Source organism: Cronobacter condimenti 1330, assembly GCF_001277255.1.
GTDB lineage: Bacteria > Pseudomonadota > Gammaproteobacteria > Enterobacterales > Enterobacteriaceae > Cronobacter > Cronobacter condimenti.
On sequence record NZ_CP012264.1, the window covers coordinates 2,808,366 to 2,831,295 of the forward strand.

The 22,930-nt window shown below is 57.6% G+C and carries 23 protein-coding genes; 12 read left to right on the forward strand and 11 right to left on the reverse strand.

The window, feature by feature from the left end:
• The first annotated feature begins 153 nt into the window (after positions 1–153).
• The 3 genes from metG to AFK62_RS21880 all read left to right on the forward strand — a co-directional run bounded on the left by metG (position 154) and on the right by AFK62_RS21880 (position 3,293).
• The gene (gene metG, locus AFK62_RS12800; RefSeq protein WP_032984586.1) at positions 154–2,187 is read left to right on the forward strand and encodes a methionine--tRNA ligase; all 2,034 of its coding nucleotides are present in this window, start codon (positions 154–156) and stop codon (positions 2,185–2,187) included.
• Positions 2,188–2,379: 192 nt separating this feature from the next.
• Positions 2,380–3,123, forward strand: coding sequence for a MerR family transcriptional regulator (locus AFK62_RS12805; RefSeq protein WP_007675952.1), 744 nt, complete (start codon positions 2,380–2,382; stop codon positions 3,121–3,123).
• A gap of 59 nt (positions 3,124–3,182) precedes the next feature.
• Positions 3,183–3,293 carry a protein YohO gene (locus AFK62_RS21880; protein WP_032967300.1) on the forward strand — a complete coding sequence of 37 codons (111 nt, stop codon included), beginning with the start codon at positions 3,183–3,185 and terminating at the stop codon, positions 3,291–3,293.
• Here AFK62_RS21880 and AFK62_RS12810 read toward each other — a convergent pair.
• The 5 genes from AFK62_RS12810 to bglX all read right to left on the reverse strand — a co-directional run bounded on the left by AFK62_RS12810 (position 3,271) and on the right by bglX (position 9,468).
• Positions 3,271–4,002 (reverse strand): ABC transporter permease, encoded by a 732-nt coding sequence (locus AFK62_RS12810; protein ID WP_007675949.1) that lies wholly within the window; start codon positions 4,000–4,002, stop codon positions 3,271–3,273. The genes AFK62_RS21880 and AFK62_RS12810 overlap by 23 nt on opposite strands.
• Complete coding sequence (locus AFK62_RS12815; RefSeq protein ID WP_007675944.1) at positions 3,995–4,936, reverse strand: ABC transporter ATP-binding protein; 942 nt, start codon at positions 4,934–4,936, stop codon at positions 3,995–3,997. The genes AFK62_RS12810 and AFK62_RS12815 overlap by 8 nt, the downstream gene beginning before the upstream one ends.
• Positions 4,929–6,086 carry an ABC transporter permease gene (locus AFK62_RS12820; protein WP_053531954.1) on the reverse strand — a complete coding sequence of 386 codons (1,158 nt, stop codon included), beginning with the start codon at positions 6,084–6,086 and terminating at the stop codon, positions 4,929–4,931. Before AFK62_RS12820 ends, AFK62_RS12815 begins: the two co-directional genes overlap by 8 nt.
• Positions 6,087–6,116: 30 nt before the next feature.
• Entirely contained in the window at positions 6,117–7,025 is a 909-nt protein-coding gene (gene osmF / locus AFK62_RS12825) for a glycine betaine ABC transporter substrate-binding protein OsmF (protein WP_007675938.1), read from the reverse strand.
• A 145-nt stretch (positions 7,026–7,170) separates the two neighbouring features.
• Positions 7,171–9,468, reverse strand: coding sequence for a beta-glucosidase BglX (gene bglX, locus AFK62_RS12830; RefSeq protein WP_032984585.1), 2,298 nt, complete (start codon positions 9,466–9,468; stop codon positions 7,171–7,173).
• Positions 9,469–9,664: 196 nt separating this feature from the next.
• On the opposite strand from bglX, the gene dld reads away from it, so the two are divergent.
• Together dld and AFK62_RS12840 are read left to right on the forward strand one after the other, a co-directional pair.
• Positions 9,665–11,416, forward strand: coding sequence for a D-lactate dehydrogenase (dld, locus tag AFK62_RS12835; protein WP_007675926.1), 1,752 nt, complete (start codon positions 9,665–9,667; stop codon positions 11,414–11,416).
• Between the two features lie 91 nt (positions 11,417–11,507).
• Positions 11,508–12,062 (forward strand): GNAT family N-acetyltransferase, encoded by a 555-nt coding sequence (locus tag AFK62_RS12840; RefSeq protein WP_007675924.1) that lies wholly within the window; start codon positions 11,508–11,510, stop codon positions 12,060–12,062.
• Between the two features lies 1 nt (position 12,063).
• On the opposite strand, the gene pbpG is transcribed toward AFK62_RS12840, so the two are convergent.
• Both pbpG and AFK62_RS12850 read right to left on the reverse strand, forming a co-directional pair.
• Positions 12,064–12,996 carry a D-alanyl-D-alanine endopeptidase gene (pbpG, locus tag AFK62_RS12845; RefSeq protein ID WP_053531955.1) on the reverse strand — a complete coding sequence of 311 codons (933 nt, stop codon included), beginning with the start codon at positions 12,994–12,996 and terminating at the stop codon, positions 12,064–12,066.
• Between the two features lie 166 nt (positions 12,997–13,162).
• Entirely contained in the window at positions 13,163–13,750 is a 588-nt protein-coding gene (locus tag AFK62_RS12850; protein ID WP_007675921.1) for a Yip1 family protein, read from the reverse strand.
• A 185-nt stretch (positions 13,751–13,935) separates the two neighbouring features.
• On the opposite strand from AFK62_RS12850, the gene AFK62_RS12855 reads away from it, so the two are divergent.
• Positions 13,936–14,502, forward strand: coding sequence for a DedA family protein (locus AFK62_RS12855; protein ID WP_007675920.1), 567 nt, complete (start codon positions 13,936–13,938; stop codon positions 14,500–14,502).
• Here the strand turns inward: AFK62_RS12855 and AFK62_RS12860 are convergent.
• Positions 14,499–15,272: an SDR family oxidoreductase gene (locus AFK62_RS12860; protein ID WP_007675919.1), complete on the reverse strand. Its 774-nt coding sequence runs from the start codon at positions 15,270–15,272 to the stop codon at positions 14,499–14,501. The genes AFK62_RS12855 and AFK62_RS12860 overlap by 4 nt on opposite strands.
• A 172-nt stretch (positions 15,273–15,444) precedes the next feature.
• Between AFK62_RS12860 and yohP the strand changes: the two genes are divergently transcribed.
• The gene (gene yohP, locus AFK62_RS21340; RefSeq protein WP_000691708.1) at positions 15,445–15,528 is read left to right on the forward strand and encodes a small membrane protein YohP; all 84 of its coding nucleotides are present in this window, start codon (positions 15,445–15,447) and stop codon (positions 15,526–15,528) included.
• A gap of 39 nt (positions 15,529–15,567) precedes the next feature.
• Here yohP and AFK62_RS12865 read toward each other — a convergent pair whose 3' ends face one another.
• Complete coding sequence (locus AFK62_RS12865; protein ID WP_007675918.1) at positions 15,568–16,524, reverse strand: MBL fold metallo-hydrolase; 957 nt, start codon at positions 16,522–16,524, stop codon at positions 15,568–15,570.
• Positions 16,525–16,599: 75 nt separating this feature from the next.
• Here AFK62_RS12865 and AFK62_RS12870 point away from each other — a divergent pair, with 75 nt between their 5' ends.
• Positions 16,600–17,523: a LysR family transcriptional regulator gene (locus AFK62_RS12870; protein ID WP_007675917.1), complete on the forward strand. Its 924-nt coding sequence runs from the start codon at positions 16,600–16,602 to the stop codon at positions 17,521–17,523.
• A gap of 2 nt (positions 17,524–17,525) precedes the next feature.
• Here the strand turns inward: AFK62_RS12870 and dusC are convergent, their stop codons facing one another.
• Positions 17,526–18,458: a tRNA dihydrouridine(16) synthase DusC gene (gene dusC / locus AFK62_RS12875; RefSeq protein ID WP_053532117.1), complete on the reverse strand. Its 933-nt coding sequence runs from the start codon at positions 18,456–18,458 to the stop codon at positions 17,526–17,528.
• A 264-nt stretch (positions 18,459–18,722) separates the two neighbouring features.
• Between dusC and AFK62_RS12880 the strand changes: the two genes are divergently transcribed.
• The 4 genes from AFK62_RS12880 to sanA all read left to right on the forward strand — a co-directional run bounded on the left by AFK62_RS12880 (position 18,723) and on the right by sanA (position 21,667).
• Positions 18,723–19,124 carry a CidA/LrgA family protein gene (locus tag AFK62_RS12880; RefSeq protein WP_007675914.1) on the forward strand — a complete coding sequence of 134 codons (402 nt, stop codon included), beginning with the start codon at positions 18,723–18,725 and terminating at the stop codon, positions 19,122–19,124.
• A complete protein-coding gene (locus AFK62_RS12885; protein WP_007675912.1) occupies positions 19,121–19,816 on the forward strand; it encodes a CidB/LrgB family autolysis modulator in 696 nt (231 codons plus the stop codon). The genes AFK62_RS12880 and AFK62_RS12885 overlap by 4 nt, the downstream gene beginning before the upstream one ends.
• Positions 19,817–19,944: 128 nt before the next feature.
• The gene (gene cdd, locus AFK62_RS12890; RefSeq protein ID WP_007675910.1) at positions 19,945–20,829 is read left to right on the forward strand and encodes a cytidine deaminase; all 885 of its coding nucleotides are present in this window, start codon (positions 19,945–19,947) and stop codon (positions 20,827–20,829) included.
• A gap of 124 nt (positions 20,830–20,953) precedes the next feature.
• Positions 20,954–21,667: an outer membrane permeability protein SanA gene (sanA, locus tag AFK62_RS12895; RefSeq protein WP_007675908.1), complete on the forward strand. Its 714-nt coding sequence runs from the start codon at positions 20,954–20,956 to the stop codon at positions 21,665–21,667.
• Positions 21,668–21,918: 251 nt separating this feature from the next.
• Here sanA and mglC read toward each other — a convergent pair whose 3' ends face one another.
• Positions 21,919–22,929 carry a galactose/methyl galactoside ABC transporter permease MglC gene (gene mglC / locus AFK62_RS12900; RefSeq protein ID WP_007675906.1) on the reverse strand — a complete coding sequence of 337 codons (1,011 nt, stop codon included), beginning with the start codon at positions 22,927–22,929 and terminating at the stop codon, positions 21,919–21,921.
• Between the last annotated feature and the right edge of the window lies 1 nt (position 22,930).

Below are 22,930 nucleotides of genomic sequence, written 5' to 3' on the forward strand. Positions count from 1 at the left end.
CCCACGCCGTCTTATTCCTGGCCGCTCAACACCTCACCGTATGCCGCTCTTTCGTCTCCTTTTTTGCGCGCTTTTGCCGCCGTGCGGTACTCAACGCGGGTTGATTCGGTTACTATGACAGCCCCATTTGCCACAGAAGACGTAATACTCACTATGACTCAAGTCGCGAAGAAAATTCTGGTAACGTGCGCGCTGCCGTACGCCAACGGCTCCATCCACCTCGGCCATATGCTGGAGCACATCCAGGCTGATGTCTGGGTCCGTTACCAGCGAATGCGCGGCCACGAGGTTAACTTCATCTGCGCCGACGACGCCCACGGCACGCCTATCATGCTCAAAGCCCAGCAGCTTGGCATCACGCCGGAGCAGATGATTGCCGAGATGAGCAAAGAGCATCAGACCGATTTTGCGGGCTTCAACATCAGCTACGACAATTATCACTCGACCCACAGCGACGAAAACCGCGTGCTGTCGGAGCTGATTTACACGCGCCTTAAAGAAAACGGCTTTATTAAAAACCGCACCATTTCGCAACTTTACGATCCGGAAAAAGGCATGTTCCTGCCGGACCGCTTCGTGAAAGGCACCTGCCCGAAATGTAAATCTCCGGATCAGTACGGCGATAACTGCGAAGTCTGCGGCGCAACCTACAGCCCGACGGAGCTTATCGAGCCGAAATCCGTCGTGTCCGGCGCGACGCCGGTGATGCGTGATTCTGAGCACTTCTTCTTTGACTTGCCGTCCTTTAGCGAAATGTTGCAGGCGTGGACCCGCTCCGGCGCGCTCCAGGAGCAGGTGGCGAACAAAATGCAGGAGTGGTTTGAATCCGGCCTGCAGCAGTGGGATATCTCCCGCGATGCGCCTTACTTCGGCTTTGAAATTCCGAATGCGCCGGGCAAATATTTCTACGTCTGGCTGGATGCGCCTATCGGCTACATGGGCTCGTTCAAAAACCTGTGCGACAAGCGCGGCGATAACGAAAGCTTTGAGACCTACTGGAAAAAAGACTCCGAGGCCGAGCTTTATCATTTCATCGGTAAAGATATCGTCTATTTCCATAGCCTGTTCTGGCCGGCCATGCTGGAAGGCAGCGGTTTTCGCAAGCCGACCAACCTGTTCGTGCACGGTTATGTGACGGTCAACGGCGCGAAGATGTCCAAATCGCGCGGTACCTTTATTAAGGCAAGCACCTGGCTGAACCACTTTGATGCCGACAGCCTGCGTTACTACTACGCGGCAAAACTCTCTTCACGTATCGATGATATCGACCTGAATCTGGAAGATTTCGTGCAGCGCGTGAATGCGGACATCGTCAATAAAGTGGTAAACCTGGCGTCGCGCAACGCGGGCTTTATCGCCAAACGGTTCGATGGCGAACTGGCCTCTGAACTGGCCGACCCGGCGCTGTACAAAACCTTCACCGACGCGGCCGCCACCATTGGCGAAGCGTGGGAAAGCCGTGAATTTGGCAAAGCGATTCGTGAAATCATGGCGCTGGCGGATGCCGCTAACCGTTACGTTGACGAGCAGGCGCCGTGGGTGGTCGCAAAACAGGAAGGTCGCGATGCCGATCTGCAGGCTATCTGCACCATGGGGCTGAACATGTTCCGCGTGCTGATGACCTGGCTTAAGCCGGTGCTGCCGGAGCTGTGCGCCCGCGCCGAAGCGTTCCTGAACGTCGAGCTGAGCTGGGATGGCATCCACACCCCGCTGCTTAGTCATAAAGTAAATAGCTTCAAGGCCCTCTATAACCGTATTGAAATGAAACAGGTAGACGCGCTCGTGGAAGCCTCTAAAGAAGAAGTGAAAGCGGCGGCCGCTCCGGCGACCGGCGAACTGGCGGATAACCCTATCCAGGAAACCATCACGTTTGATGATTTTGCGAAAATCGATCTGCGCGTGGCGCTGATTGAAAACGCTGAATTTGTCGACGGTTCCGATAAGCTGCTGCGCCTGACGCTCGATCTCGACGGCGAAAAACGCAATGTCTTTTCCGGCATCCGTTCCGCTTATCCGGACCCGCAGGCGCTGATTGGCCGTCTGACCGTGATGGTGGCTAACCTCGCGCCGCGCAAAATGCGCTTTGGTATCTCCGAAGGCATGGTGATGGCCGCAGGCCCTGGCGGGAAAGATATCTTCCTGCTGAGCCCGGACAGCGGCGCGAAACCGGGTCAGCAGGTGAAATAATTCACCACGCTGACGCGCCATAAGCGTCATTCATCAAGGGGAGATGTCTGTCTCCCCTTTTTCATGTCGGCTCTCATCTCACAGCACATTTAAATCGCCTTTTACCCCCGCCGGGTCTGGCTTAAACTCTTTTTCCCGGTTCGCACATCACCGACTACATTTAACGGGTACGATCCCAGGAAGAGAACCAGTATGGCGCTATATACGATTGGCGAAGTGGCCGATCTTTGCGAAGTCAACCCCGTAACGCTGCGCGCCTGGCAGCGGCGCTACGGTCTTATCAAACCGGTACGCACCGACGGCGGCCACCGCCTTTTCAGCGAGGCAGATATTGACCGCATCCGTGAAATCAAACACTGGATCGAGCAAGGCGTACAGGTCAGTAAAGTCAAAACCCTGTTAAGCCAGGACAGCACAGATGAACCGGAAGGCTGGCGCGAACGTCAGGAAGAACTGCTGACTAAACTGCGCAGCGGGAATATCGGCCAGGTCCGTCACTGGGTAAGCGAACTCGGGCGCGACTATCCGGCACAGATGCTGGTGCGTCATCTCTACACCCCACTGCGCCGGCGCATGCAACTACAACATGCCACGCTGCACGCGCTGCTGAGCCTGCTTGACGGGATCCTGATTAACTATGTCGCGTATTGTCTGCAATCAGCCTGGAAGAAACCGGGCAACGACGCGCTGGTGGTAGGCTGGAATAATCAGGATTCAACGCCGCTGTGGCTGGCGGCCTGGGTGGCAGTGCAGAAAGGCTGGCGGGTCGATGTGCTGGCGCAGCCGCTCGTTCAGCTTCGCCCTGAACTGTTTCCAGGTAAAACGCTGCTGGTGTGGTGCGGCGAACCGCCCTCTTCACGTCAGCTTGAGCAGATTACCCTCTGGCACCAGCAAGGACACGCCGTCTTTTCGCTCCATGAACCGGATTTGATTTAAAGGTTCATTAACACCCACGCTTCACCGTATAATTATCCGGTTAACATAAGGAGCAACGCATGAAATTAGTCAGAATTAGCCTTATCACCGGCATGGTCCTGATGGCTATCGGCGGTATTGGCGGCGTCATGCTGGCAGGTTATACCGTTATCCTGCATTCCGGTTCATAAGCTTTGCAAGACGCTCGAAAAGGCGGTCTACCAGGATTGCGGCCAGCGCCACCAGTACCGCGCCCTGAATCACATACGCCGTATTAAAGCCGCTCAGGCCAATGATAATCGGGGTGCCAAGCGTGCTGGCGCCCACGGTTGAGGCAATCGTCGCGGTACCGATATTAATAATTACCGACGTCCGGATACCGGCCAGCATCACGCCAAAAGCCAGCGGCAATTCGACTTTGCGTAAAATCTGTCCGCGGCTCATTCCAACGCCCCGCGCCACCTCTTTAACATCCTCCGGCACCGCGCTTAGCCCGGCGAGCGTGCCCTGTAATACGGGCAGCAGGCCGTAGAGAATAAGCGCGACAATCGCAGGCTCTCGTCCAAACCCCATCACCGGCACGCAAATAGCCAGGACCGCCACCGGCGGAAAGGTCTGCCCGGCGGCAGCAAGCGTTTCAGCAAGCGCGCGGAATTCACGGCCCCATGGGCGCGTGACGGCAATCCCCACAGCCACACCGCAGGCCACCGATACGGCGCCGGAGACCGCCACTAAGCCAAGATGGGAAAGTGTCAGCGCCACAAAGCTTTCCTGAAGATAAACCGGGCGCGACAGCACCGGAAAAAGCCATTGGAACACTCCCGCGCTGTGCGGCATCGCCAACAGCAGCGCGATAAATGTAAGCGCCAGCCAGAGCAGCGGATCGCGCAGTCTACTCACCCCGCGCCTCCCGCTGATTAACCAGATGACGAAAACGTAGCACGCCACGGTGCGCGCCCTGGGCATCAACGACCGACAGCGCCTCGCTCTGGCGCTCGACAAACACTGACATCGCCTCGCGCAGCGTTATAGTCTCCGCCACCGGCTCGCCCTCACCCACGCCAGGCTCGATAAATTCCGCGACCTGTTTAAGCGACAGCAGACGCACACCAAGTTCGCTGCGTCCGAAGAAATCGCGCACGAAATCGTTGCGCGGCGCGGTCAGTAAGTCGAGCGGCGCCCCTTGTTGCACAACCTCGCCATTATCCATCAACACCAGATGCTGGGCCAGACCAAGCGCCTCGTCGATGTCGTGCGTGACCAGCACAATGGTGCGCCCGAGCAACTGATGTATACGGCGCATCTCCTGTTGCAGCGCGTTGCGGGTGACCGGGTCGAGCGCGCCAAACGGCTCGTCCATCAGCAACACCTCCGGGTCGGCGGCAAGCGCCCGCGCCACGCCGACGCGCTGCTGTTGCCCGCCGGAGAGCTGGTGCGGGTAGCGGCGGCGAAACGCATCAGGCGCAAGGCCGAGCAGATCCAGCAGTTCATCCACCCGCGCCTGGATGCGCGCCTTCGGCCATTTCAGTAGCTGTGGCACGGTGGCGATGTTTTGCGCCACGGTCCAGTGCGGAAACAGCCCGACCGACTGAATGGCGTAGCCCATACGCCGACGCAGCGCCTCCGGCGAAAAGCGACGGATCTCTTCACCCGCAAAGCGGATTTCGCCCGCGTCGTGCTCCACCAGACGGTTAATCATTTTCAGCGTGGTGGATTTCCCGGAGCCGGAGGTGCCGATAAGCACCGAAAAGGCGCCTTCCGCAAACGTCAGGCTGAGATCCTTGACCGCCGCGCCGCCCTCATAAAATTTGCTGACCTGTTGAAATTCAATCATCTCGTTTCGCCTCCAGCGCCCCGATCGCAAGCGTAAACAGCGCGTCCAGCACGACCGCCAGCGCCACCACAGGGATAACGCCGAGGAGGACCAAATCAAGCGCGCTGCTAAGCAACCCCTGAAACACCAGCGCGCCGAAGCCACCCGCGCCGATAAGCGCGGCGACTACCGCCATGCCCACCGTCTGCACCGCCACCACCCGCAGGCTACGCAGCCAGACCGGCAACGCCAGCGGCGCCTCGACATGCCAGAAGCGCTGGCGCGCCGACATCCCCATTCCTTTCGCGCTCTCCAGTACTGGCGCAGGCACCTGACCGAGGCCTGCCACCACGCCGCGCACCAGCGGCAATAGCGCGTAGAGCGTGAGCGCAATTAAAGCGGGCGCAAGCCCGGTCCCGGAGACGCCAATGGCGCCGAGCGCTGGAAAGGACTGCGCCAGCCCTGCGAGCGGCGCCATTAACAGACCGAACAGCGCCACAGAGGGCACCGTCTGAATAATATTGAGTGCGGCAAACAGCCCTGGCTGCCAGCGCGGATGGCGGTAGCAAAGAATGCCGAGCGGCATACCGATAGCCAGCGCGGGCGCAAGCGTACCGAACAGCAGCGTCAGGTGGCGCGCCGTGGCGTCATCAAACACCGTCTGGCGGTTGGCGTACTCTTTTAGCAATGACAACGTATCGAAGTGCCCGTCAAGCAGCAGCCACAGCGGCGCTATCCAGATTTGCGCCTGCAACAGCCAGCGCCAGAGCGGACGGCGCGTCAGCCTGCTAATGGCATCGCTTGCGCCAAGGAGCGCGACCGCGAGCATCAGCCACAGCCCGCTGCCAGGTGACGTGCGCGCAAGCCGACTGCCCGCTTGCGCAAGCCGTCTCGCCTCTTCGCCGGCCACGTACAGCAGCACAATAAACAGCGCCTCTACGGCAACCAGCACCAGCAGCGCACCGGGTTTTCCCGGCACGCAGGCAAACAGACAAAGTAATAGCGGCAGCGCCCAGAGCGCGGGCGCGATGGCCGGGAAAAGCTCATTAAGACCGAGCGGTGCGCCGGAGACCAGCCGGTTCGGCGCGTGATTTAAAAAGGGCAACAGGGCCGCGGCGGCGAGCAGCGCCGCCAGCAGCACCAGGACCCGGTTTTGGCATTTAATCGACAAAACGTATCCCGCAGGCAAGCGCAGGGCGCGCTATTTCACCAGTCCTTTTTCTTTGAGCCATTGCGATGCCACTTTACCGGCATCCAGCCCCTCGACCGCAATCTGGCCGTTGAGCTCCTGGAGCGTTTTCTCATCCAGCGCGTTAAAGACCGGCTCGAACCACTGCGGCATCTCCGGGTAAGCCTTAAGCACAGCCTCGCGCACGACAGGCGCAGGCGCATACACCGGCTGCACGCCTTTCGGATCGGTGAGCGTTTGCAGGCCGAGCGCCGCCACCGGGCCGTCGGTGCCGTAGGCCATCGCCGCGTTAACGCCGGAGGTCTGCTGCGCCGCCGCTTTGATGGTTACCGCCGTGTCGCCGCCTGCGAGCGACAACATCTGATTCTGGTTTAATTTAAAGCCATAGGCTTTTTCAAACGCGGGCAGCGCGTCCGGGCGTTCGATAAACTCCGCCGAAGCGGCAAGCTTAAACTGCCCGCCCTCTTTCAGGTACCGGCTGAGATCGGCAAGCGAGATGAGCGTGTTTTTCTGCGCCAGATCCTGGCGCACCGCGATGGTCCAGGTGTTGTTTGCCGCCGCCGGCGTCAGCCAGATGAGTTTGTTCTGTTCGGCGTCGAGCTTTTTGACTTTCTCATAGCCCTGCTGCGCGTTTTTCCACGCCGGATCGTTCTCCTGTTTAAAGAAAAACGCCCCGTTGCCAGTGTATTCCGGGTAGATGTCCAGCTCGCCGGCGGTGATCGCGCCGCGCACCACCGGTGTGGTGCCAAGCTGTATTTTATTGACGGTTTTCACGCCGTGGCTTTCCAGCACCTGCAAAATGATATTGCCCAGCAGCGCGCCTTCGGTGTCAATTTTCGACCCCACCTTCACCGGCTCGGCCGCCTGTGCACCTGCCGCCAGCAGCAACAGACCTGCCGCGCTCCAGAGTTTTAGCTTCATGATTTTCCTCTTTTATCCGCTTCGCTAAGGGCTTAAGAGAAAAGCGTAGTTGATAAACGTGAGGGAGGGAGAGAAAAGACGGGAAATGGCATTTTTTGCCAGACGAGGCGAAAAAAAGGGCCGGTTGTCCGGCCCTTAACGAGGTTTACAGCAGTTCGAATTCGCCTTGTTTCACACGGGCGGAGTCCAGCCCGATAAAGACGTTGAACTTGCCCGGCTCCGCGTCATATTTCATGCGCTGGTTCCAGAATTTCAGCGCATCGACGTCAATCGGGAAGCTGACGGTCTGGCTTTCGCCAGGCTTCAGGGTGATTTTCTCAAAGCCGCGCAGCTGTTTTACCGGGCGGCTCATGGACGCCGTGACGTCCTGAAGATACATCTGCACCGCCGTCGCGCCTTCACGTTTACCGGTGTTGGTCACCGTGACGCTGGCGGTTACTTTACCGTCGCGCTTCATGGTGGGTGACGAGAGCTTCACGTCGGAGACGCTGAACGTGGTGTAGCTCAGACCATACCCGAACGGATAGAGCGGGCCATTGGCTTCATCAAAGTAGCGCGAAGTGTATTTGTTCGGTTTTTCCGGGTTGTACGGACGGCCCGTGTTGAGATGGCTGTAATACACCGGGAGCTGCCCGACCGAGCGCGGGAAGGAAATCGGCAGTTTGCCCGACGGATTGTAATCGCCAAACAGCACATCAGCGATGGCGTTACCGCCTTCTGTGCCCGCAAACCAGGTTTCCAGAATGGCGTCCGCCTGCTGGTTCTCTTTAACCAGCGCCAGCGGGCGACCGTTCATTAACACCAGTACCAGCGGTTTACCGGTCGCTTTCAGCGCGCTTATCAGGTCACGCTGGCTCTGCGGAATGGTCAGATCGGTACGGCTGGAAGCCTCATGAGCCATGCCCTGCGCTTCGCCGACAACAGCGACCACCACATCAGACTGTTTCGCGACGTTAACCGCCTCGTCGATCATCTCCTTCGGCGTGCGTTTATCCACCACCACCGCCGGCTCGTAGAGGTTCAGGAAGTCGACAATGCCTTTATCGTCCGTCACGTTCGCGCCTTTGGCGTAGAGGATTTTCGCCTTGTCGCCCGCGACGTTTTTCATGCCCTGCAGCAGCGTGATGGACTGGTCAGCAACGCCCGCGGCAGACCAGCTGCCCATCATGTCGCGTTTGCTGTCAGCCAGCGGCCCGACCACCGCGATGGTGCCTGATTTTTTCAAAGGCAGCGTATCGAGGCGGTTTTTCAACAGCACCAGACTTTCGCGCGCCACTTTACGGGCGTCATCGCGATGCAGACGGCTTTCGGCGTTAGTGTCTTGCGGATCAGAATCTTTCGGCCCCAGATGGCTGTAGGGATCGTTAAACAGCCCCATATCATATTTGACGTTCAGAACGTGGCGCGTGGCGTCGTCGAGTTCTGCCATCGTGACGCTGCCATTCTTAATAAGATCCGGCAGATATTTGCTGTAGTACTCATCCGCCATGCTCATATCCACGCCGGACTTAATAGCCACCCGCACCGCGTCTTCCGGGCCGGAGGCCGTACCGTGCTTAATCAGCTCTTTAATAGCCCCGTGGTCAGAGATAGTGATGCCTTTAAAGCCCCACTCGCCGCGCAGCAGATCTTTTAGTAACCAGCTATCAGAGGCCGCAGGCGTACCGTTCAGGGAGTTGAGCGCAATCATCACCCCGCCGCTGCCCGCATCAAGCGCCTCTTTATACGGCGGCATGTAGTCGTTGAACAGGCGCTGGGAGCTCATATCAACGGTGTTGTACTCTTTACCGCCTTCCACGGCGCCATAGGCCGCAAAGTGTTTCACGCTGGTCATGACTGAATAGCGGTCCGCGGGGCTTTTACCCTGCATGGATTCCACCATCGTTTTGCCCATCATGCTGGTGAGGTAAGTATCTTCGCCGAATCCTTCAGAGCCGCGGCCCCAGCGCGGATCGCGCGTGACGTCCACCATCGGCGCCCAGGTCATGTTCAGGCCATCGTCGGCGGCTTCATAGGCAGAAATGCGGCCCACGGTTTTCACGGCGTCGAGGTTAAACGAGGACGCCAGCCCCAGGCTGTTCGGGAAAATAGTGCGCTGCCCGTGCAGCACGTCATAGGCGAAAAACAGAGGAATTTTCAGGCGGCTTAACTGCATCACCTGATCCTGCATCGTGCGGATATCCGGGCGAGTCACGGTGTTAAAAATGGCACCGACCTGACCTTCTTTGATCATCTCCCGAATCGCTTCTTTCGGGTTGTCCGGCCCCACGCTTATCAGGCGCAGCTGGCCAATTTTTTCATCGACCGTCATTTTTTTGAGTAAATCGGTCACGAACGCATCCCGCGCTTCGGGCGTCAGCGGATGATCGCCGAACTGTTCAGACGCCAGGGCCGGTTGCAGCGCAAGGCTCACGGCCATACCCACAGAACAAAGCCATTTCATAGGATTAACTCTCTTTTAGACGCAGCCGCAAGGGTGCCGCCACAACAGATATAAGGTGTGCAGTGTGCCATAAGCCTTAGCAGGGAAGAAGCCAAACGCAAGTTTATACGCTGATTTTTCAACCTTTTCGGACTCGTCGCGAAATTCACGGCTATGCTTAGAGACGTGCGTTTTTCTCTGCCACAAGGAGTGGAACATGACCCTGACACCAACCTCCGCTAACCATGAGGTTATCGCGGAACTGACCCGCATTACCGGCACTAACCACCTTCTCACCGACCCGGCCAAAACGGCCCGCTACCGTAAAGGGTTTCGCTCAGGCCAGGGCGAGGCATTAGCCGTCGTCTTTCCCGGTACGCTGCTGGAATTATGGCGCGTTCTGGAAGTTTGCGTTGCCGCCGACAAAATTATTCTGATGCAGGCGGCTAATACCGGCCTGACGGAAGGCTCAACGCCGAATGGCAATGACTACGATCGCGACATCATTATTATCAGCACGCTGCGCCTTGATAAGCTGCATCTGCTGGATAATGGCGAGCAGATCCTCGCCTACCCTGGCACCACGCTCTGGCAACTGGAGCACGCCTTAAAGCCGCTCGGTCGCGAACCGCACTCAGTGATTGGCTCCTCCTGCATCGGCGCGTCCGTGATGGGCGGTATCTGCAATAACTCCGGCGGCGCGCTGGTGCACCGCGGACCGGCCTATACCGAAATGGCGCTGTTCGCGCAGATTGACGACGCAGGGCGACTGCGTCTGGTCAACCATCTGGGCATCGATCTCGGCCAGACGCCGGAGCAGATCCTGGGTCGCCTTGACGATGACCGCATTGACCCCACCGCCGTGCGCCACGACGAACGTCAGGCATCTGACCGCCATTACATTGAGCGGGTGCGCGACATCGAGGCGGACAGCCCGGCGCGCTATAACGCCAACCCCGAGCGCCTGTTCGAAGCCTCCGGCTGCGCGGGCAAGCTCGCGGTGTTCGCGGTGCGCCTCGATACGTTCGAGGCTGAGAAAAGTCAGGAAGTCTTTTATATCGGCACCAACCAGCCTGATGTGCTGACGCATATCCGCCGCCATATTCTGGCGAATTTTAAAAGCCTGCCGGTCGCGGGCGAGTATATGCACCGCGATATCTACGACATCGCCGAGCGTTACGGGAAAGACACCTTCCTGATGATCAATAAGCTCGGCACCGACAAAATGCCGTTCTTCTTTACCGCCAAAGGCCGCACCGACGCATGGCTTGAGAAAGTGCCGTTTGTTAAACCGCACTTTACTGACCGCGTCATGCAGAAGCTCGGCGGGCTCTTTCCGGGCCACCTGCCGCCGCGCATGAAAAGCTGGCGCGATAAATATGAGCATCATCTGCTGCTGAAAATGGCAGGAGACGGGATAGAAGAGGCGCGCGGCTGGCTGACCAGCTTCTTTAAAGACGCCGAAGGCGATTTTTTTGCCTGTACGGCAGAAGAAGGCAGCAAAGCGTTTCTGCACCGCTTTGCGGCGGCAGGGGCAGCGGTGCGTTATCACGCGGTACACGCAGACGAGGTCGAGGATATTCTGGCGCTGGATATCGCGCTGCGACGTAACGACACCGAGTGGTTCGAGCATCTGCCGCCGGAGATCGACAGTAAGCTTGTGCATAAGCTCTATTACGGCCATTTCTTCTGCCATGTTTTCCACCAGGATTACATCGTCAAAAAAGGGGTGGACGTTCATGCGCTCAAAGAAGCTATGCTGGAACTGCTGCGCGCGCGCGGCGCGCAATACCCGGCGGAACACAACGTTGGGCACCTCTATGAAGCGCCAGAGAGCTTAAAACAATTTTATAAGGCCAACGATCCGACCAACAGCATGAACCCCGGTATCGGCAAAACCTCGAAGCAGAAATACTGGGGAGAAGCCGATGGGATCGCACAAACGCCAGGCGCCCACCAGGCCCGCTGATTCTGGCAGGCTGTTTTCTTTTTGAGCACAGGCATACTATATCCTTCATGCCGCAGGGTCCTCCCGCGGCATGTTTTCAGAGGATACAGGAATGGCTGTTGTGGAAAATCTCACGGCGTCGAAAGCCGCGATTCGTGATGTCACGCCGGGAGATATCGAGGCTATCCGCGCCATTTACGGCTGGCATGTCGAGCATGGACGCGCCTCATTTGAAGAAACGACCCCCACCCTCGCGGAGATGACCGCACGCGTGACCACCGTGACGGATCAGAGCCTGCCGTGGCTGGTGGCGGAGCTTGACGGCATCGTCGTCGGCTACAGTTACGCCTCACCCTGGCGTCCGCGCCCTGCCTATCGTTACACCCTTGAAGAATCTATTTATATCGACGCCAGCATGGTCGGGCGCGGTATCGGCAGCCGTCTGTTGCAGGCGCTTATCGAGCGCTGCGAGCAAGGCCCGTGGCGGCAGATGATGGCGGTCATTGGCGATGGCGAAAATAACCGCGGCTCGACGCGACTGCACCGGCTGCTGGGGTTTGAAGTCGTGGGAAATTTACGAAGCGTGGGGTTTAAATTTGGCGGGTGGCGCGACACGTTGATTATGCAGCGTCCGCTCAACCAGGGAGACTGGACGCTGCCGGAATAACTTATTCGGCGCTGTTGTTCGCCATTTGCGCCGCTTTCTGCCGTTTATAACTCAGCGCCGCTTCAGGCACCGGTTGCGCCTTGCCGGTTTCAAGCCAGGTACGCAGACGGCTGGCGTCAGCAAAATGCGTATATTTGCCAAACGCGTCCATGACCACCAGCGACACCGGGCGGTTTTTAATCAGCGTGCGCATCATCAGACAGTGTCCCGCCGCGTTGGTAAAGCCGGTTTTCGTCAGCTGAATGTTCCAGTTATCGCGATAGACCAGATGGTTAGTATTGCGAAACGGCAGCGTATACGCCGGGTTCGCGAACGTTGCCATCTCTTCCCGCGTCGTGCTGAGCTGCCCAATCAGCGGATATTGTTTGGTGGCAATCAGCAGCTTTGTCAGGTCGCGCGCGGTAGAAACGTTGTGAATCGACAGGCCCGTCGGCTCCACGAATTGCGTGTTACGCATGCCAAGCGCTTTTGCTTTCGCATTCATCGCGCGGATAAAGGCGTCATAGCCACCCGGGTAGTGATGCGCAAGGCTTGCCGCCGCGCGGTTCTCCGATGACATCAGCGCCAGCAGCAGCATATTTTTGCGGCTGATTTGGCTGTTTAACCGCACCCGCGAATAGATCCCTTTCATCTCCGGCGTATGGCTGATATCCACCGTCAGTATTTCATCAAGCGGCAAACGAGCATCAAGCACAACCATCGCCGTCATCACTTTGGTTATCGAGGCGATGGGTCGCACCAGATCGGGATGGCTTGAAAACAACACTTCGTTAGTGCGCAGGTCAACTATCATGGCGCTGCCGGAGGCGATTTGCGGCTCAGCGGCAGACACCAGCGGCGCGGCGGTTTTCGTGGCGGCAAGCGCCGGGGTGGAAAGTGGCGCGGCCAGCATCAGCGCAAGACTTAACAGGGAAAGACGAATTTTTGTCGGCATGGCGAAAGTTCGGAAAATAATTCACGCGCGTAATCAAACGCACCGCCACCAATGGAAATAACTCTTGATGGCTGGCCCGGGCATAATACTCCGGCCGTCGCATTCCCCGCTACAGGAGATTCAGCGCGACCCGCAGCACCGCCGGTTTTTACACCGGCAGTAAGGATCAGAACAAGCGATAACCATAGCCCCAGAGCAGGACGGTCAGCGCCAGCAACACTTCCAGCAGCAGGACCCCAATGGCCAAAGTCGAGCCGGAAAACCGCAGCCCTTCTTCCTGATTAATATTCAAAAACGCGGGAATGCCGATATACAACAGATACCCGGTATAGAGCAGCGCCAGCGTGCCGACCAGCGCGCATAGCCACACCAGCGGGTAGAGCGCCACAATACCGCTTAAAAAAAGCGGTGTAGCCACATAGCCTGCAAATACCATACAGCTTGCGAGTGACGGGCGATGCGGGTAGTCGCGCGCCATCCAGGAGATAACTCGTCCCATTATCGCAACGCCTGCCAGCATCAGGCCATAGAACAGGACCGCGAGATAAAAGCCGGTAAAGAGCGACAGCCTGACGACGTTGCCGTCGCCGAAATCCCAGCCAATCTGCGTCGTGCCGATAAACGCACACAACACCGGTATGGCCGCCATGATAAGAACGTGGTGGGTATAGTGATGCGACACGGTTTCATTTTCGCGGCGAATCACCTGCATTTCACGCAAGGGATGGGACAAAAGCCCCCAGACATGGTTCATAAAGCCCCCTGATACAGACCGCCCGGAACGGGTGCTTTTAAGTATAATTCAGCCTTTGTGATTAAAAAGTAAACAACACAAAAACAGTCGCACCGTTGCGCGCGCAAGGCGGGCGCAGGGCGTTATACTTTGAGTTTCGCGCACGGCGCGAAGATGGGCCATGAAAACGGGAGCATTTGGCATTTATGGATATCAATAACCTGATTGAGCAGTACGGTTATCTGACACTGTTATTTGGCAGTCTGGCTGAAGGGGAGACGGTCACGCTGCTGGGCGGTGTGGCGGCACATCAGGGGCTGCTGCGCTATCCTCTGGTAGTGCTGGTGGTGGCGCTTGGCGGCATGATTGGCGACCAGGTACTCTACCTGGTAGGCCGTCGCTTCGGCACGCGCGCGCTCGGGCGCTTTTCCCGCAAGCAAAAGCAAATCACCCGCGCGCAGGCGCTTATCCAGCGTCATCCGGCGTGGTTTGTCATTGGCACACGTTTTATGTACGGCTTTCGCATTATTGGGCCGCTGCTTATCGGCGCGAGCCATATTCCGCCTAAGCTCTTTCTGCCGCTTAATATCCTCGGTGCGCTGGTGTGGGCCACGCTGTTTACGACGCTCGGCTACCTTGGCGGCCAGGTAATTGAGCCGTGGCTGCATCGTCTCGATCATCATCTTAAGCATCTGGTCTGGGTATTGCTGGCGGTGGGGATTGTGCTGCTGCTGCGCTGGCTGTGGCGAAAACGCAGCAGCAGAGAGGATTAAGACTGCGCTTTAAACTGCGGATTCACGAGTGTAAAACCGCCATCAATGATAAACGACTGCCCGGTGGTATAAGTGGCGCCTTCTGAGCAGAGCCACGCGACGATGCTCGCTATCTCATCAGTTTCGCCAGGCCGCGCCATCGGAATATTGGGCATCGAGCCGGGCTTCGCGTCGCCTTCCTTCATGTCGTTCATTGGCGTCGCGATAGCGCCTGGCGCTACGGCATTCACCAGAATGTTGTGCTCCACCAGCTCCAGCGCCATCGATTTGGTTAACCCGCCCAGCGCATGTTTAGCGGTGGTGTAAGCGCTCGCCTCCGGCAGCGGCGTGTGCTCATGCACCGAAGTAATATTGACGATACGCCCGCCCTGCCCCTGCTTCACCATCGCTTTTGCGGCAATCTGCGAGCAAAGAAATGCGCCGTCGACATCCACCGTCTGGATGCTACGCCACTCGTCAAACGTCATCTCCAGAAACGGCGCTTTGATCATTGCCCCGGCATTATTCACCAGCGCGTCGATACGCCCGAAGCGGTCAATAAGCGTCTGAATGGCGTTCGCGCCATCCGGCAGATGGCTCAGGTCGAGCTGAATAAGCTCGGCGCGCCGTCCCAGGCTTTCCACTTCCCGGGCTGTCTCTTTTGCGCCGTTATCATCGCTATGCCAGGTGATGCCGATATCAAACCCAAGTTTTGCCAGGTAAACCGCACACTTCTTGCCGATGCCAGAATCTGACGCCGTGACGATGGCCACTTTGTTTGCAGAACTCATGGTGCCTCCGGTGGTTGCGTTAAAGCGTTAAGTATAGCGAGGCCTGAAAATTCAGCGCCGGTGCGCGGCGTTACGTCATTTGCACTTTTTTCTGTCGCCTTTGCAGGAGCTTCTATACTGATAATTACCTTCATGGATCAACGAGATCCCGCAAAGACAATAAGGAGTGGCGATGAAAATTATTCTTTGGGCGGTACTGATTATTTTTCTGATTGGGCTGTTAGTGGTGACGGGCGTCTTTAAAATGATCTTCTGATGTACGGGCGCCGCCTGTCCGCGGCGCCCATTTCCTTATTTATTTCGCGCCGTGACTGCTGTAGTTAACCGGCACCCAGCGATATCCGTCTCCCTGCGCTTTCACTTTGCCGATCCCCGGAAATGCAATATGCGCTGCCCCCACCCAGGCGTTGCTTTGCGCCGCCATTTTTAACGTCTGCGCGCGCGTGGCCACCGCACCGTCCTGATTCACATCGAAATGTATCGCCACATCCGGCTGCGCCATCTGCACCGCCTTCACGTGGATAATGTCGCCCCAGATAAGCAGCGTCTCGCCGCCGCGCGTAATTTTATAGATAACGCTGCCGGGCGTATGGCCCGGTGCGGGCAGCGCCTCAATCCCCGGCTGGATCTGTACGGGCGCGTGGAACGTTTGCAGTTTGCCAGCGTCAATGACCGGGCGCAGCGAGCGTTCAGATTCCGCAAACGTTTTGCGCTGGCTCGCTTCGACTTCGTATTGCCGTGACGGATTGAGCCAAAAATCAACATCGCGCTGGTCTACCCGCACGGTCGCACCAGGAAAAACCGGTTTGCCGTCGTGCTGAACGCCGCCCGAGTGGTCGCCATGCACATGAGTCAACAGCACAGTGTCGATGCTTTCCGGCGCGATACCCGCGGCACGCAGGTTTTCCGGCAGATGCCCGCCAGCGTTGCCCAGGAGCGGGCCTGCGCCCGTATCCACCAGAATCAGTTTGTCGCCGGTGTTGATGACATAGGTGTTGATGGAGGTTTCCACCTGCGGCGTCAGCGCGTCATCGGCAAGGCGCGCGTTGAGGTTATCAGGCGTAATACGCGTTAAGAGTTTATCGGCGGGAATGGTCACGGTGCCATCTGACACCGCCGTTATCTGCCAGTCGCCCAGCATCATACGGTAATAGCCTGGCGCCTGCGCAGCGTTAACGGGCACAGGCTTAGCTAAGGCCGGGGCGGCCAGCGCGACGGTAAAAAGTGCAAGTAAGGTTGCAGCGGTTTTCATCGGTATTCTCCAGGTGATTTATCTTGCTGAAGTATCTAACCGTGACTACTATCACTCCAATTGATTGGAGCCATAATGACTATCAAAGAAAACGATTTCCGGAAAATCGACCTGAATTTGCTTATCGCCTTTGCGGTGCTGTTTCGCGAGCAGAGTGTGTCGCTCGCCGCCGATAAACTGCACCTGGGCCAGCCCGCGGTGAGCGGTGCGCTCTCTCGCCTGCGCGATATGTTTGATGATCCGCTCTTTATTCGCAGCGGCCACCGTATGCAGCCGACCGCGCGCGCCGTCGCCCTGCACGCTGAACTGATGCCGCTCCTGGAACAGCTACAGTCGGCGCTGTTTCAGCAGGCCGAGTTTCATCCGCGGCAGGCGAGCGCGACGATAACGCTCGGTATGACCGACTGGGTGGAAATGTGGCTGATGCCGACGCTTATCCCTGCGCTGCGTCATGCAGCCCCCGGTCTTCGTCTCAACGTGGTGGCGAGTTCGCCGTTTAGCGACGCGCGCCGACTGGAAGAAGGCGAGCTGGACATGGCGATAAGCGTGGCGGCGCCAGGCCCGCGCTGGCAGGAGCGCGAGGTGCTGGTGCATATGCCTTTCGTGACGCTCTGGCACCCGTCGCAGCTTGCGCTAAGCATCCCACTGACGCTTAGCGATTACACGCGCGAACCGCACCTGATGGTGACCTACCGGGAGGCGACCAGCAGCCTGATAGATACACTGCTGGCGCGCAGGGGCGAGAGCCGGACGATTAGCTACACCACACCGCATTTCGCAGGGCTGCCAGGGTTACTGATGCAGATGCCCGCACTCGCAACGGTGCCCGCCGGGCTTTGCGACATGTGGCAAACGGCATGGGGGCTTTCTGCAAGTCCCACTCCGCTGGAGGTGCCGCCGTTTGAGGTAGCGCTGTTATGGCATCAGCGGCATAACAGCGATCCGGCGCTGATGTGGCTGCGCGATTTCATTCATACGCAGGTGGCAAATCTGGGGTGAAATCAGTGGCGGTTGATAGCCTCAGCGATGGCGGCTGAGGTGTTCAGCGCGCGAATTTCGCTAAAGAGCGCTGTCGCCTCGGCATATTCTTTACGCAAGTAGCCGAGCCACTGCTTGATGCGCGCCACATGGTACATGCCTGTGTCGCCCTGTTTTTCAAGCCGTGTATATTTTTGCAGCAGCATGACGACCTCAGGCCAGGGCATACGCGGCGCATTCTCTTTAATGACGCGGCTTAAATTCGGCACATTAAGCGCGCCGCGCCCGATCATAATCGCATCGCAGCCGGTCTGCGCCATGCAGGCCTGCGCGCTGGCGTAGTCCCAGATCTCACCGTTGGCGATAACCGGGATGGAAAGCCGCTCGTGAATTTCGCCGATAGCCGCCCAGTTAATACGCTCCGCTTTATAACCATCTTCTTTGGTGCGTCCGTGCACTACCAGCTCTGTCGCACCCGCCTGTTGTACAGCATCAGCAATTTCAAAGCGCTGTGCGCCGCTGTCCCAGCCAAGCCGGATTTTTACGGTAACCGGCAGATGCGCGGGCACCGCTTCGCGCATCGCCTTCGCGCCGCGATAGATAAGATCAGGGTCTTTTAACAGTGTGGCGCCGCCGCCGCTCCCATTCACCAGTTTTGACGGGCAGCCGCAATTAAGATCAACCCCCCAGGAGCCCAGCGCCACCGCGCGGGCGGCGTTTTCCGCAAGCCATTGCGGATGCTGGCCGAGCAATTGCACCCGTACTCGCGTACCGGAAGGCGTACGGCTGTTGTGATGCAACTCCGGGCAGAGTTTATAAAACGATTTCACCGGCAGCAGGCTATCCACCACGCGCAGAAATTCGGTGATGCAGAGATCGTAATCATTCACCTCGGTGAGCAATTCACGCACCAGAGAATCAAGCACGCCTTCCATCGGCGCCAGTAAAACACGCATAACGCTACCCGCAAAAAAAAGAGGCGCTATGGTAGCGCCTTGCCACTGCGAAGGGAATGCACCGGCGAGCGTCAGCGCGTAAAACTGCAATGTTGGCTCCCGGCCGCTGTGCGTTGAGCTGCCGCGTACAGCGTGGCGCGTCAGGCCCAACGGGAAAGCAGCGTCAGCCCGAAAGTTTAGGTATGCTGATTAGGCACATGTGATCGGTAGCACAGTTTTAGATTTAATTGTATGATGAATGCGTTCGGTTAAAGGTTACTCCCTATGAGCACAATGCTGACTTCTCTCTGGCAACTGGTACGCGCTTTTATTTTGATTTACGCCTGTCTTTACGCAGGCATCGCGCTCGCGTCGCTGCTGCCGATTACGATCCCCGGCAGCATCATTGGCATGCTGATCCTCTTTTTGCTGCTGGCGTTTCAAATTCTCCCGGCGAAATGGGTGCAGCCCGCCTGTCATTTATTGATCCGCTATATGGCGCTGCTTTTTGTGCCGGTAGGCATTGGCGTAATGCAATATTTCGACGTGCTGCAGGCGCAGTTCGGGCCGGTCGTCGTTTCCTGTTTTATCAGTACGCTGGTGGTGTTTATGGTGGTGAGCTGGAGTACGCATCTGGCGCATGGCGAACGTAAAGTGGTGGGCCAGAAAAGGAGCCGCAAGGAATGATTCAGAATATCTGGTGGTCGCTGCCGCTCACGTTGCTGGTGTTTTTTGCGGCCCGCAAACTGGCCGCACGCCTGAAAAGCCCCCTGCTGAACCCGCTTCTGGTCTGCATGGTGGTGCTGATCCCGTTTCTGATGCTGACCCATATTCCCTATGAGCGCTATTTTCAGGGCAGCCGAATTTTAAATGACCTGCTGCAGCCTGCCGTAGTGGCGCTGGCGTTCCCGCTCTATGAACAGCTTCATCAGATCCGCGCGCGCTGGAAGTCAATTATTACTATCTGTTTTGCAAGCAGCGTGGTGGCGATGGTGACCGGCACGTCAGTTGCGCTGCTGATGGGCGCGAGCCCGGAAATCGCGGCTTCCGTGTTGCCAAAATCGGTGACTACGCCTATCGCGATGGCAGTGGGCGGAAGCCTTGGCGGCATTCCGGCCATTAGTGCGGTGTGCGTGATTTTTGTCGGCATTCTCGGCGCCGTTTTCGGTCATGCGCTGCTGAACCTGATGCGCATTAAGACAAAATCGGCGCGCGGGCTGGCGATGGGGACTGCCTCGCATGCGCTCGGTACCGCGCGCTGTGCTGAGCTTGACTATCAGGAAGGCGCGTTCAGTTCTCTGGCGCTGGTGATTTGCGGGATTATCACCTCGCTTTTGGCACCGTTCCTTTTTCCCATGATTCTCGCACTGTGGCGCTAAAACTTGCGATACGTCGCGCATTTTCTTTTTAAATTTCATTTGTTGCATAGCCAGTGAGAGTTAAATCACATATAAAGCCCCGATAGCGCCGTAAACTACGGTTCCGGTTACTTATTTGAGGCTTTGCCATGCACCCACGTTTTGAATCTGCCTTTGCACAGCTGCCGGCTGCGCTGCAAGCCGCTCTGGCTCCGCTGCTTGCCGATACCCATTTTCCGGCGATGTTCAGCGCTGAACAGGCCGCCGACATTCGTCGTCTGAGCGGCCTCGATGAGGATGCGCTGGCCTTTGCATTACTGCCGCTGGCAGCAGCCTGCGCACAGACCGAGATCTCCCATTTTAACGTCGGCGCGGTTGCGCGCGGCTTGAGCGGCAGCCTGTATTTCGGCGCTAATATGGAGTTTCGCGGCGCGGCGATGCAGCAGACGGTTCATGCCGAACAGAGCGCGATTACCCATGCGTGGATGCGCGGCGAAACGGGCCTTGCGGCGATTACCGTCAACTACACGCCGTGCGGCCACTGCCGCCAGTTTATGAATGAACTAAACAGCGGGCTGACGCTTCGCATCAATCTGCCTGGCCGCGCGCCATCACAGCTTAGCGATTACCTGCCGGATGCCTTTGGTCCACGCGATCTGGATATCAAAACGCTGATTTTCGATGCGGAAAACCACGGCTACGCGCTACAGGGCGACGCGCTGACCCAGGCAGCTATCGCTGCGGCCAACCGCAGCCATGCGCCTTACAGCCAGTCACCTTCCGGGCTTGCCCTTGAAACCCGCGACGGGGCCGTGTTTACCGGCAGCTATGCCGAAAACGCCGCGTTTAACCCCTCTCTGCCGCCCCTGCAGGCGGCGCTGAATCTGCTGAGTTTAACCGGCTACGGCTGGCACGACATTGCACGCGCCGTGCTCGCCGAACGCCACGAGGCAACGATTGTTCAACGCGACGCCACTGCCGCTACGCTTAACGTGCTGGGCTTCGCTGATCTTGAGTTTATTACGCTTGCCTGATGCATCACTGCGGGCGCCCTGCCCGCAGTGATGAAAATTGCTTCAACCGGACGTTCGATTCTTGCTCTTGCCCGGCGGGTAAAGTAGCCTTGAGTCTCTTTCCTTATTGCTTCGAGCCGCCTGAATGTTAAAGCGTTTGTTATACAGCCTGCTGGCCCTGATTGGCGTACTGCTGTTAACGGCGTTGCTGCTCGACCGCTGGATAAGCTGGAAAACTGCGCCCTATGTCTATGACGAATTGCAGGATTTACCCTGGCGTCAGGTCGGCGTGGTGCTCGGCACCGCCAAATATTACCGCACCGGCGTCATCAATCAGTATTACCGCTATCGCATCCAGGGCGCGCTTAATGCCTATAACAGCGGCAAAGTGAATTATCTGCTGCTGAGCGGTGATAACGCGCAGCAGAGTTACAACGAGCCGATGACGATGCGTAAAGACTTGATTGCCGCCGGGGTCGATCCGGCTGATATCGTGCTTGATTACGCTGGCTTCCGCACGCTTGATTCTATTGTGCGCACCCGTCGCGTGTTTGATACCAACGATTTCATCATCATTACCCAACGCTTCCATTGCGAGCGGGCGCTTTTTATCGCGCTGCATATGGGCATCCAGGCGCAGTGTTACGCCGTGCCATCGCCGAAGAATATGTTATCGGTACGCGTGCGTGAGTTTGGCGCACGGCTTGGCGCGCTCGCCGATCTCTATATCTTTAAGCGTGAACCACGCTTCCTGGGCCCGCTGGTGCCTATCCCGGCGCTTCATGAAGTCCCCGACGACGCGCAGGGCTACCCGGCCGTCACGCCCGAACAGATGCTGGAATTGCAGAAGAAGAAGTAAGCGGTGTGATAATCCTAAGGTGAATGGCATTGCGCGTACCCCACCTTACGAAGAAGAAAGCGCCAGCGCAGTGTCCGTAAGCGAGTAAGCGCCGCGCCGCGAATACGCTTTTCTTCACCTGCGATCCGCTCACCCCGCCTTCTCAGAAAAACGCCTCACCTCGCCTGGCGAATCCCGTCAGACGCGCCATGCACTATCTCGCTTCCATAAAAAAAGCCCCCGCAAGCGGAGGCTTTTTACTGTCACGCCACTTATTTCTTACGCGCGTATTTCAGTGAATCCAGGGCGACCGCGAAAATGATAATCCCGCCCTTGATGATGTACTGCCAGTACGGGTTAATGCCGATATAAGTCAGGCCGTAGTTGATAACGGTGAAGATAATCACACCCGTCACCACACCCAGCACTGTACCCACGCCGCCGCTGAATGACACACCGCCCACGACGCATGCCGCGATGGCATCAAGCTCATACATAAAGCCCAGGTTGTTGGTGGCAGAGCCGATACGGCCCGCTTCCAGCATCCCACCGAAGGCATAGAACACGCCAGAGAGCGCATAAATCATCAGCAGGTTCAGCGCTACGTTGACGCCGGAGACTTTCGCCGCTTCCGGGTTGCCGCCGATGGCGAAGATGTTCTTACCGAAGCGGGTTTTGTTCCAGAGGATCCAGACAAACGCCACCGCAATCAGCGCATAGAACGTAATGTAGGAAAGCCTGAAACTGCCGAGCGCCACAAAGCCCTGCGTAAACGTCGAGAAGCCCGAATCGAAACCGGAAATCGGCGACGCACCTACGAAATCGTAATAGAGGGAGTTAATACCATAAACGATGATCATCGTGCCGAGGGTCGTGATAAACGGCGTGACGTTCAGGTACGCGATAATAATCCCGTTTACCAGTCCGATGACGGCACCAATGACACAGACAATCACAATTACCAGCGCAATCGGCATGGTCGCCATTTCAGGAAATACTTTGTTGGCGTTTTCCATCGACTGCAATAAGGTCGCTGCGACCACCGCCGCCAGCCCGACCTGACGTCCGGCCGAGAGGTCAGTCCCCTGCGTGACAATCAGCCCTGCAACACCCAGCGCGATAATAATACGCACCGATGACTGGGTCAGAATATTACTTAAGTTCAGCAGACTTAAAAACGTTGGGTCCTGGAAAATAATAATGGCCAGCAACACTAAAAGGACGACGTAAATACCGCCTTCTTTCAGATAAGTGAGAAAACTCTTCTTATTTAACGCACTCATG